9 protein-coding genes are annotated in these 12,403 nt (G+C 42.0%); 2 read left to right on the top strand and 7 right to left on the bottom strand.

From position 1 onward, the window contains the following. Positions 1–8 precede the first annotated feature (8 nt). The 6 genes from ACX0G7_RS23480 to ACX0G7_RS23455 form a co-directional block, all read right to left on the bottom strand. Entirely contained in the window at positions 9–539 is a 531-nt protein-coding gene (locus ACX0G7_RS23480) for an acyltransferase (protein ID WP_458925971.1), read from the bottom strand. Positions 540–667: 128 nt separating this feature from the next. Further along, positions 668–1,825: a glycosyltransferase family 4 protein gene (locus ACX0G7_RS23475; RefSeq protein WP_458925970.1), complete on the bottom strand. Its 1,158-nt coding sequence runs from the start codon at positions 1,823–1,825 to the stop codon at positions 668–670. Beyond that, positions 1,822–3,513: a hypothetical protein gene (locus ACX0G7_RS23470; RefSeq protein ID WP_458925969.1), complete on the bottom strand. Its 1,692-nt coding sequence runs from the start codon at positions 3,511–3,513 to the stop codon at positions 1,822–1,824. The genes ACX0G7_RS23475 and ACX0G7_RS23470 overlap by 4 nt, the downstream gene beginning before the upstream one ends. 2 nt (positions 3,514–3,515) lie before the next feature. Further along, on the bottom strand, positions 3,516–5,048 hold the full coding sequence (locus ACX0G7_RS23465; RefSeq protein WP_458925968.1) for a lipopolysaccharide biosynthesis protein: 1,533 nt from the start codon (positions 5,046–5,048) through the stop codon (positions 3,516–3,518). Positions 5,049–5,085: 37 nt separating this feature from the next. Next, positions 5,086–7,428 (bottom strand): GumC family protein, encoded by a 2,343-nt coding sequence (locus ACX0G7_RS23460; protein ID WP_458925967.1) that lies wholly within the window; start codon positions 7,426–7,428, stop codon positions 5,086–5,088. 10 nt (positions 7,429–7,438) lie between these two features. After that, positions 7,439–8,236 carry a polysaccharide biosynthesis/export family protein gene (locus ACX0G7_RS23455; RefSeq protein WP_458925966.1) on the bottom strand — a complete coding sequence of 266 codons (798 nt, stop codon included), beginning with the start codon at positions 8,234–8,236 and terminating at the stop codon, positions 7,439–7,441. 1,124 nt (positions 8,237–9,360) lie between these two features. Between ACX0G7_RS23455 and ACX0G7_RS23450 the strand changes: the two genes are divergently transcribed. Together ACX0G7_RS23450 and ACX0G7_RS23445 are read left to right on the top strand one after the other, a co-directional pair. Continuing rightward, entirely contained in the window at positions 9,361–9,906 is a 546-nt protein-coding gene (locus ACX0G7_RS23450) for a UpxY family transcription antiterminator (RefSeq protein ID WP_458925965.1), read from the top strand. A gap of 238 nt (positions 9,907–10,144) precedes the next feature. Then, a complete protein-coding gene (locus ACX0G7_RS23445) occupies positions 10,145–11,536 on the top strand; it encodes an undecaprenyl-phosphate glucose phosphotransferase (protein WP_458925964.1) in 1,392 nt (463 codons plus the stop codon). A gap of 539 nt (positions 11,537–12,075) precedes the next feature. Here the strand turns inward: ACX0G7_RS23445 and ACX0G7_RS23440 are convergent. Then, positions 12,076–12,403, bottom strand: a 328-nt coding sequence (locus tag ACX0G7_RS23440; protein WP_458925963.1) for a hypothetical protein, incomplete at its 5' end; no start/stop codon positions are given.

Here is a 12,403-nt window from a genome sequence, read left to right as displayed (position 1 = left end):
ATTGAGATTTAAAGTACATAACCCTCCTGTCTTGTGAAATACTTGGCCTTTTCTGAAATTATCTTCTTTTCAATGGCCGGAACGCCGGCATACAGCATCCATTCTTTGTCAAACTTTTTATTAAGTACCGATTTGGCGCCTAACACGGAATATGAAGGCAAGGTCGCACCGCCGAGGATTACAACATTTGTGCCGACATATGTATAATCGCCAATTATGATAGGTGAACAGTCCTGCCTATTCTCGACAACATCAATCGAATGTGTCAGGAATTGTGAACGATAGCCTGCAACCGTAGTGAATTTTCCAATCACTATGCGATCGGTACAATCCAAATGATGATTCTTGGTAATAGCAGTTGATTCCCCGATTTCAAGACTGGCCTCCCTGTTGCCCACGTGGCGAAAATGAAGGCTATCTGTATTAGCCGGAAAGCCGGTTATCCAGTTACTTCGGCCAATGAAGGAGTTTTGCTCCATGGTGATCAATGACAGATTTACTGCAATGGTGAAATGATCAATCCTACTATTCCGGGCCATAACCAGTTTTTTGGGGAATACCCATGCAAGACCAATGCTGGCGTCTTTATCTATTTGATATCCAAAACAAAGATTCAGATATCTGCGCCTGAGAAACCAGGGGAAAAAAAATGAGAATAGTTTTATGACTAACATGGATATAACGAGGTTCGCATTAGTTGATGGACTTTCATATATGAGCTTGTAATAGTTTCAGGCTGATATTGCTGCACATTGGCAGTTCCTTTACGGATAACTGCAATTCTTGTGGCAGGATCCACCAGTGATAAAACCGCCCGGCTGAACCCCTCTGCATCATCCGGAGCCGCATGCAACGCCGACTCATTACTCACCTCCATCAGAGGCTCAATGTTACTCGCAATGACGGGTGCGCCACATGCCTGGGCCTCAATTAATGGCAAACCAAACCCTTCCGTATAAGATGGAAAGACTACTGCGAAACATACATTATATAAGGCAACAACCACTTCTGTTGACGGATTTTCTATAAACAATATCCTTGAAGTGAGCCCTGCCTGTTGGATTTTATTTTTCATTTCTTCGCTCGGACCTGCACCTACAAAGACCAGGTTACCGTTCCATTGATCCCTCAGTTTAGCCATCACATCAACTAACACCTTTCTGTTCTTACGTGGCAAATCCGAACCGACATGCATGATAAATGGGGCAGAAATGATATCCCTCAAGTGATGCAAAGTCGACTGGATCGTAGTCTGGTCCAGTATTTTGCATTCACTCTTGTACATATTATGAATGATATTCCAGTGTCTGCTGTCAGTTGATGGAAGAGCAAGTGATAACAATTGCCTGTAAGTATAATTCGAGATGGCGACTACATAGCGGGCAGTAACCAGGTTCTTTCTTATAAGATTTTGAAGTATTTTCCCTGCCCTGGTCGAGTCAGAATGGGCATTTTTTATTCCCATAGAACCCTGGATCGCTAAAACATCATGGCAGGTTATCAACGTCCTCTTTTTAGGGAGAAAGTTCATGTACATTGAATTTGAATGATCGCAGATATGATAATTCGCCTGTTTATCAGTTTTGGATTGCAAAAATCTTCTGAGCAGAATAACAACCGGGAAGATGATCCATTTGTCTACATAACCGAACCACTTGCCTGCCCCAATGCTTGTTGATGAGAAAAAGCGGCCAAATACAGATATCGGAGTCCATACATCTACTGTGTGACCCTGGTTGATCATGCCTTCTTTTGTGGCAACGCAAAACCCATACATGCTGTATTGCTTGTCCGGGGGATAATTACCTATTAAAATGATCTTCATTGAGCAAATTTTTTATTAACAGCACTTATACGTTTTGCCGGAGACAGCAAAAGAGATACTTTTTTTGAGACGAAAAAGAGTATTATATAAATGATAAGCGTCTGGGGCCAGGCGCGGAGGAGATACGAAAATGTATTTACAACGCTTTCAGAAGCCGTTGACAAAGAGAAAAACATAAACGTCAGGGTTATCGGAACCAGGCCCGGCAGGGAGATTATCGTTTTCATCGATATCCCGTCAGAGGACTTCATCCGCAAAACGAATATGTCGAAGCAATAAAATATCGGGATGACACCAATAAACAATATAGCCAGATACCACCAGCCAAAAGAAGCCATGCCCGTGCTTGCAAACTGTCCCGTCCTGAACCCTCCAATCGCATTTGAGCCACCCGCCCTATCAAAAAGATAGTCTCCGAAAGATCCACTGATCACCTGTTCCTTGTCAATTTCAATGTCTAAAGCCTGAAGAACCGGGAGCGGAAAAATCGACCAGATCCTCGCTATCGAATACTCCTGCATCTTTCTGTCAACCTTTCCAATCCTTTCAGATTGCTTCAAACCTTCATCATTGAATTTCAAATTGCAGAAGCGTGCTAAAAATATATTATCGAAGTAATCTTCGTCCCAGTCTACCACTTCCTTTGGCGAAGTTGCTTTAAACCTGGCCAGCATCCTTTCATTCTGAGATACTTCGAGCGTTTGCTCAAGCAGGTCAGTGCCTGATACATCGGCTCTCATACTTCTCACCATAACCATGGCAGTTCCAAGATTCGCTAATGGACCAGTGACAAACCACAACGCGATGAGCCCTGGAACAACAGCTTTCAGATTGAACACCCGCAGGTTAAATTTTCCCAGCAGGAGCCCCAGGAAGTATGCAATACCGGCAGTTGTAAGGCCGGTCATAAATAACGAACGATGATTTCCTCCCACTCCAATGAGGATCAGCAACAAGGTATATAGCACCAACATGAGAACAGGCGCCTTATACTTCTTTTCGCTATAATCAAATAAGCTTCTTAACGGAATGAAATAAGGTGTATAGGCGAAGGGAATGAGAGCCTGAAAAAGTTTAGCTGCACCGCCTCTCTCATGATCTTCAAGGCCGTAACGCGTACCAGTATAATAGGTCCCGATAATCCCGAGCAGTCCAAAAAAACCGATGAGCCACAATTGCAGCGAACCAGGGGCAGTAAAAGCGTTTATTTTGATCAGGGCCTTCTGGGTTAAAGCAAATGAAGCCTGTTTACGCGAACGCATCACCTTATACAACTCGAAAGCCGACAACAAAATCAACAAAGCAAAAAACGAATGGATAAACACCGAATAAGGAAGATCAAGATTGTAGACCAGTGGCTTTTTTTCCAATAAGGTAAATACGCATGGCAGGCAATACTGCGTTAATGAATATCCAAGAATAACTGTTGCAGAGAGTGGGTATCGGTTTAGAGATGGAGCGTTTAAAACGCTCAGCTCAGTAAGTTTCCAGGCTATCAATACACAAACAACTCCGAACAGATTAGCTGCGCTGAAGAAAAAAACGAGCTGACAAAGCGCACTTAATAGTAGTATGATCCACGTCCAACGTTTGAAGTTCGACAGGAACCTGGCTTGCTGACCCGTTACCAGTTCAGGTGCACCATCATTTGCCTGAGCGGCCTTATGTTGATATTGTGACAGAATCATTTTTAATTTGAATTAGCCAGTTTTCGGCCGGTGAATTTTCTCATTATCTGGAAAAGTTGTTTACTGGCAACAGCTGGCAAACTGTTTACAAACCGGGACGCATTAATAAACAGAATTATAGTGGAACTCAACCACCACAGGTATTTGAATTGCGGATATGCCGTAAGCAAAAAGAGCGCTACCCCTGTTACCAGGACCGAACTAACCACTATCCTGAAACTACGGGTCGGCCATCTCAAACCAGCGGCAGCGACCCATTTTAGTGCTATCATCTGAAACAGCACTGCACCAACGGTTTCAGCCAGCAACAGACCCGCGCCTGCACCTGGCAAACCGAACGATGGCACCAAAACTATTATCGATACCAGCACAATTGCAGTTACTATGATGGAGATTAGCACCTGCGGTCTTAGAATATTGTTGCCTTTGATAATAGCTATGGCCGGTTGTGCAATGGAAAAAACCAGCACGGTTTGGGAAAGAATGGCAAATAAGGCAGGATCTAATGCTATTTTCCCTCTTGTCCAAATTTCAAATAATGGCCCGATAAATAGTTGCAGAAAAATAAAGCCTGGTGCTATAATCGCGATGATGATCATCCAGACCATACTAAACGCACTTTCAAAGCGATCCTGATCTTTCCTGTGAATAAACCCCATTAACTCGGGCATCAACGGGTTCATCACGGTATTCAACCCCTGCATCGCAAAGTTTGAAATTGTTCTCGTTGTGGAGAAGGTTGCAAGTGATGCAACGCCCGTAATTGGTGCAAGGAATATCCGGATACCCTGTTGACGCAAGACATCCAGGATCGTGTTAGCTGAAATCGCAGTAGACCTGCCAAGATATTTCATGCCGGTTTTCAATGATGGTTTCTCAAGAACTATGTTTTGTTTGCGAAGCAACCGCTGTAAATCTTTCAGAAAAAACATTGTCAATATTATACTCGCAATAGTTCCGACAACACCGCTCATCACTACACCGCCACCGCATACTACTGCCACCGCTGCAGCTAAGGTATATATTGAAGCCACTGCAGTACTCCACCATGCAACCCTGGGAAAATAACCCGCTGTGTACAGAGAACGCCCGATCAGGCCTGGAATGCTGGAACAGAATAACCAGTTTACCCCTAATGACAATAACAGATAACTTCCTTCAGTTGTAAGTTGCACATTGTCTTCTGTGCTCAGTATGCGCGGAAGGATACCAAATGCGATCAGGCCGATTATCAGAAGTACCTGGAAACAACTAAGTATTATACCGATAACCAGCCCCGACGATAACAGTGTGCTGATCTTCGATTTTTCAGAGGCATCAAGCTTCAGGAATTCGAACTCAACAAAAGTCTGAAATCCGAAGTCGAAAGTGGTGATCAGGGTTATCAATCCCTGAACAATCAGCCAGACACCGAGAGACTCAACGGACCAATAAGAGAGATACAAAGGTATCAATGCAACCTGTGACACGATGGTAAGTAGTATTCGTGCCCAGGATGCTGCGCTCCCCGATATAATTCTCTTTGATACTGACATTTATAAATTAAATACGTTCAGTTGTAATAAAGCCGACTTAAGCCTTGGCTGAATAGTATCCTTTATTGTAGCCCATTTTAGCATACTTGTTTTCATACTTTCGGCTTTTTCCATATCCATTTAAAACAATGTTCAACGGATATTCAGCGAATCTCTGCCTTCTTTGATTCAATTCCTTGTAAACGCGGGTAAAGCTATAGCCTTGTCTCAGTACAAGGATGCTTGTATCCGCATATTTCTGCAGGAGCGTCGCATCAGTGACCAGGGACATAGGAGGCGTATCGATGATGATCACTTCGTACATGCTTTTCAATTGCGCAATCAGCAAAGCCATTGCATGGCTGGAAATGATCTCTGACGGATTTGATGTGAGCCCACCGGCAGTCAACAGGTGATAGTACCCATTAAACTGCGGCACTTCCACGATGAGATCATTCAGGTCAGCTGTTCCTTCTATGATTTCTGAAATACCAGGTGTCGGTTCAAGGTTCAGGCTTTCGGTCAGCCCGGGTTTCCGGAGATCAAGTTCAAGTACAATTGTTTTTTTACGCAAAAGCGCAAAGCTGGCCCCAAGGTTTGATGATACAAAGGTTTTACCCTCGCCAGGTTGAAATGAACTTACCAGTATTGTTTGTATGTGATTTGACGCTGAAGTATGACTGATAGATGTTCGCAAATGTCTTATTTGCTCAGCCAGGATTGACTTGGACCTTGGATTATCGACAAGGCCAGCTCCTTTTTTTGTATGAGATAATGTACCAAGAACAGACATTCCGGTTTGACTTTCCACTTCATCTACATCTCCTACCTTATCATAAAACGTTTCCTTGATTGTCATAATAATGAACGGAATCAAAAGTCCAAGCATCAATGCTGTTCCCCAGATTATACTCTTTTTGGGAGCCACCTGTTTTGATTCCCTAGCCCTGGTAACAATTCTTGAATCTTCAATGTTGGAAGCTCTTGAAATGGATGCTTCTTCTCTTTTCTGAAGTAAGAAGGTATATAGTTCCTCCAGAACATTTTTATTACGGGTTATTTGTAAAAGTTTCTTTTCGAGAATAGGTACATTTTTGATACGGCTATTCAGCTGTTCGTCTTTACTTGATATATCACTCAGAGAAATCTGGTATGATGCCTTTAGATTTTTAACATTCTCCAACAGCCTGGTCCTGATTTCCCGCACTTGTTGCTCGAGGTCCAGCAGCAATGGATTTTTAGGACCTGATTTCAAAACAATTCTTTCTTTCTGCAGCATGAGGCTGTTATGTTTTTCAATCAGGGTCTCGAGTGTTGGCTCCTGGATTCCCAGTGTTGATGGAACTAACTGCGGATTATTTTGGTTTTCCAGTAGATTGTTTTCAAGAGCATTGATGATATTAAGTTGAGTCTGGCTAACGGCCTTCTTCATGTCCACCTCTTCCGAGGCAGCGAGGTATTGTTCTGCATCGGTAGCCAGGTTAGTAACCTTGTTCTGACTCTTGAATTTTTCAACATTATTCTCCACTCCCCGTAATTCCTGCGCAACAGTCATCAGCCTTGTGTCCAGGAACTTGACAGTGTTGTCAGACATCTTATTCTTATCGGACAAGCTGTTTCTGTTATAAGTTTCAATTAAAGATTCAAGGATAGTCACTGCTCTTTCCTGTATGGGATCAGTCATCTCGAGGTTGATGACGGTGGCCATCTTGTTCACTGCATCAACTGAGAGCCTGTCACTATACTTCTTGACTGTGTTGATAGTTTTATCATACTCCACATAATAAACGGCGCTTTCTTCGAATTCGGTAAAATCGACACCTGCCTGGGGCATTATATTATAAGCGATCTCAAAAACCGAATCTATAATCTTCCTTTCGTTTTGCAGGACTGTGTCCGTGTTTGATCCTCTTTTAACAACAAGTTTGGCACCATCGGTGATTATCTCCCATTTCCCGGCGAACTCCTTCTTGTTTGCATCTATACGGCGGGTAACGAAAGGTGCATCGATGGATTGGATTTCCTTGTCAACGAAAGATGTCTTTTTAGAAATCTTTAGGTTGAGGTTTAAATCCCTGACTACAGATTCCATTAAATCGTAGCTCTTGAGAATCTCTATTTCGTTTTCCACCAGTTTGTTATTCGCACCGATGCCTATTTCGTTCAACATGGTCGAATTGATCAGGGATGGACCTTTTTTATCATCCTTGATCATCACCGAGGCTGAAGCACTATAAATAGGTGTCGTAACCTTCTGATAGAAATAAGCACATGCGAAAGCCAATCCTAAACATATTAGAAATAGCGGCCAGTAACGAAGTACGGTCTTGATACGATCTTTGACATTTACTTGTTCAACTGACTGGAGAAGCATTTCCCTGTCGTTTTTTGGGTTATCCATTTCGGTAAATTTAATTTAATGTCAAAATAATGGCGACAATTGAGGCGAGACTGGTAACAATGGGTACCCAGATGCTGGCCTGTGTTCCTGCCAGTCCTTTATTTTTATTTGGCTGGATATATACAATGTCATTTTGCTTCAATTGAAAAAACGGGGACTTAAGGCTGGACGAATTGTTGAAATCCAACACAGCAACCTGCGTTTTGCCATCAGGAAGTCTTCTCAAAACCTTCACGTTTTTGCGGATACCATATATCGTCATATCGCCCGAAGCACCAACCGCCTCAAGAACATTGATCCGCTCCCCGTTTACAGGTATTACCAGCGGTTTGGTAACCTCTCCGATAACAGTTACTTTGAAATTTACCAGTTTCACTGAAACCACCACGTCTTTCAGGTATTCACGAAGCTTACTGGTTAGTGTGTCTTTTACAACTGCTGTACTCATACCTGCAACATACAGGTCTCCTAAAACGGGAATGGTAACGAAGCCCTTATCATTTATCCTGTATGCTTGTCCCTGCTGCTTAAACCTTATGTAGCTGTCCTGTGCTTCAGGGGTAGGATTGTTATTAGGGCTGAGATTGAAAAACTGGGCTGCTTCAGGAGACGAAGAGTTAATATTTATCTCAATTTCATCATCAGACTCCAGAATTAATGGACGATAACTAAGTGTTGACACTGTGTCAAGTGCTTTAACATCTGCCAGATCTTTAAAATAAGGTAGCTGTTTGGAGTTCGCGCATGAAAAGAATGTAAAAACTGATAACGCTAATAATCCGGTCTTTAATGGCCGTAACAAATTCATATAATAATATTTAACCAGAATGATTGATCTATTTGATCAGTGTTGGAATCGGATATTCCCCAGTTTGTGATTTTGGGTTACCCATTTTGTGAAATTGGATTACCCAATTTGTGAAATTGGGTTACCCGGTATGTGAAATTGGAATACTCAGTTTTAGAAACTGCCAGGAACTCCCACCTCAACTATTCCACATTTAAGTCAGAAGCTCCCTATACGCAAAACTCCTGCTAGAATCTTTTTTTGATGTTATTGTTTCGACAAATTTTGAAAAGCTGGCGTTTGATGGGCCGGATAATTTGTGCTGTAACGCTTATCTGGCGGGCAATTGTCAGGAATGTGTGAAATCAGGTAAGAGGTGGTTTTCAATTTGCGATTGCATGGCTCCGCCGAGTCCACTCACAGAAGATGGATCACATTTAACAGCGAAACGTTAGTAGATTTTTTTACACAGGAAACAATCAGGAGGTGCTCAGATCGATACGAGCCTGGACGCAGTAATACTGAAAATAAAATCTGCGGATTCAGAGCCTTAATCTGAAAAATGTAAAACTACGCTTTAATGCCTAAAGTAAAAAACATCAGCTCTGGTTTTTTGCATATATCATGGTAAGTGGTGATTTATTAACACTAATGAAGCGTATATGTTAAACTGTTATAAAACTTAAGATTGGCATTATTTTGCAACTACTCAAGGTGAAGGGCAGACGAAGTAGTGACTCACAATTTGTATACAATCTTTTATTGACTAACTGCTGATGAGCATATTACATAACAATAAATTAATTCAGACATGACTCACCTACACGTACTTAATATTATTTTGCAGCTGTCCATTAACGTTAAAAAGGCTTTTATATTTATTTTTATAATCTGAGAAAATTAAACACGAAATATTTTGTAGCACGAATCTTGCAATAATCCCGTAGATTTGCACATCTGCGTGAATCCATCCCACCGAAGAACTATTTGATGTCATTGTCCTGCCGCCGATTGTAAGTCTAAATTTTCGAACCTTTTCCATTGGTAAAACGAATGCTAGCCAGCGCCATTATGTAAGTGGACTTGGCGGAGCAATGCTCATGAAACCCATTTGGAGCCACACCTTAACAGACAAAACAACCAACATGAGCGAAAAAAAATGGCATGCAGTTTACACCAAGGTCCGGTGGGAAAAGAAAGTCGCTGACATTCTTTCCAAGCGTAACATCGAAAACTACTGTCCAATAAACCGTGTGGTTAAACAGTGGTCAGATAGGAAAAAGACAATCTTAGAGCCTCTTTTTACAAGTTATGTATTTGTAAGAGTGACGGCTGCTGAACATATACAACTTCTCCGTACGGATGGAGTCATCAATCTCGTCTACTGGCTGGGGAAACCTGCAGTGATCAGAGATCACGAAATTGAAATGATTCAAAGGTTTCTGAGTGAACACAATGAAGTTTCACTGGAAAAAATTCATGTGAACGTTAATGATCTTGTAAGAGTTATCAGCGGACCGCTGATGAATCACGAAGGTCATGTGGTCGCGGTAAAAAGCAACACGGTAAAAATCATATTGCCGTCGCTTGGCTTTGCCATGTCTGCTGAAGTGGAAATCGGGAAAGTTGAAATTGCCCGGGAAAGATATAGTTATTTTGGCCTTGAGTCATCGCGCATGAGCACCAGCTAAGTCTGCATCAAATCCAATATTTTTAACAGGTCAGTATTATTATGACCTCCGATAACGCCTGCTTGTTATATTATACCACCCGTCCTGACTGGGTGGTTTCATTATTCACAGTTACAGCCTCACGGTTTCTCTGTCTTGTTGAAAACAAGACTTTTGCTTTGCCATATGATTGTTTATAAGCCAGGCTCTGTTTAGTTAGCCTTGTCGGTCATCCGGTAAAGAATACAAATCCTACACAATGAATCAAAATTTAGCATTACTCGTTCGAATGATATTTGGTTTCCTGGATCTCCTGGTTCTTAATACCATTTTCTTTCTCATGAAGTGGTACTTCGTAGAAACGGCTGCGTTGACAACACACCAGGAATATTATCCTTTATGGATTACTGCAAATTTAGGATGGTTAATATGTGCAGGTATGCATCGACTTTATGACCCGGCGACAACGAACAGTTTTGAAGCATTTGTAAGCAGGACTTTCCAGACCTATATCTTTTTCCTGATCCTTACGCTTACCTACCTGTATTTTGCCAGGCAGCTTTATATATCCAGGATTTTTGTCAGTGCTTTTATTGTTGCTTTTCCGCTGAGCCTACTGCTCAACAGGATGTTTTATCTGATTACGTGGATGCGTTTCAAACATACTGAACTGGTCGTAAAAAGGGTTATGATCATCGGATACAATGAACTTGGAAAAAAGATAGCAACCTACCTTGAGAAAAATAATACCCAGATGAAGCTCGTAGGTTACTGTGAGGACTATAAAAATATTAAGGAACTATCAAATTATCCAATCCTGGATACCCTCAGTAACGCGTTGATTGCATCAAGAGAATATCGCATCTCTGAAATTTATTCTACTATTCTGCCTGAGCATGACCATAGAATCTACGACCTTATGCAGTCAGCTGACCAGGCATGTATTCGTTTCAAACTCGTGCCCGACCTTGGGATTTATGTTAACAGACCGATGCATCTGAATTATGTATCCGGAATGCCGATACTATCTGCCAGGACAGAGCCCCTGGAAGATATTACCAACAGGATCAGGAAAAGACTGTTTGATATCGTCTTCGCAAGTTTTGCCGTGATTTTCGTATTAAGCTGGCTCTTCCCGCTCATCGCATTATTTATCTGGCTGGAATCAAGAGGTCCTATCTTCTTCGTTCAAAAAAGATCGGGACTAAACAATGAGCCATTCAATTGTATTAAGTTCCGCAGCATGAAGGTGAATCAGCATGCAAACCTGGTACAGGCGAGCAGAGATGACGAAAGATTTACGCGTGTGGGAAGATTTCTAAGAAAAACTAACCTGGATGAATTCCCACAGTTTATCAATGTGCTTAAGGGTGAGATGAGTATTGTCGGTCCCCGGCCACATATGCTTAAACACACTGAAGATTATTCAGCGATAATCAGTCGTTATATGATCCGCCAGTTTGTGAAACCGGGAATTACAGGCTGGGCGCAGGTAAGAGGATTCAGGGGAGAAACGCGCCGGATAGAAGATATGGAAGGAAGAGTGAACCACGACATTTGGTACATGGAGAACTGGAGCCTTTTATTGGATCTGAAAATAATAGTACTAACCGGCTACAATATTTTTAAGGGAGACAAGAACGCATTTTGACGTGACTTGACCGATCACATGAAATTCTGAATGTGATTCAGATCTCATTTCGAAAGTACATCACATTAAGTTCTGTAGGCATCACGTTCAGCAGACATCACATTCCGAAGTCATTGCGTTCCGAAGACATCAAACTCCGAAGACATGGCGTTCCGAAGGCATCACGTTCCTTAGGCATTACGTTCCGAAGTAATTACGTTCCGCAGACATCACATTCCGAAGGCATTACATTCCAAAGACATTACATTCCGAAGACATCAAGTTCCGAAGGCATCACGTTCCTAAGCCATCAGGTTCCGAAGGCATCATGTCGCGTAGGGCATCTCACACCGAAGGGACAAGTATTACGTATAAATGCGAGAAAGGATAAAAATTTTTAATAGTGTGTTGACCTTGTTCTCAGATGAGATTCACGTTACATACTGATGGAACCCCTTGAGTTAAGAAGACTTTCGCGTTACATATTCATCATATGCTGGTGATCTGCGTTCTGCAAAAGGAACCTAATTCTCGATTTAGTTGAAGTGCCCGTTTTGTTCTTAGGATTTACTTATGTTCCTGATCTTTCCTAACATATGTTTAGGAGACAGAACTGCAGAAACTGCGACCTGCCAGGCAAAATTAAGATAGTGCCTTGACATCAATGAGTATCCTGCGTTCCTGAAGAAAATCTGTGAGTAATTATACATCTTCCTGTTTACTCGTACAACCAAAGGATTTTTACTTCTTTGTTTTTGGAACTCCTGGAAGCTGATCTCCGGAATCTTAGTCTGGCGGGCTTTTAAACATTGAATAACCCAACCGGTTACATCATAAACATGTATAGGATTCCGGGTAGTTATTGCCGATGGATGAAGGCGATATTTC

This window comes from Flavitalea antarctica (assembly GCF_054461535.1).
The sequence above is the reverse complement of the archived record's forward strand: the minus strand, read 5'-3'. Positions and strand labels throughout refer to the sequence as shown.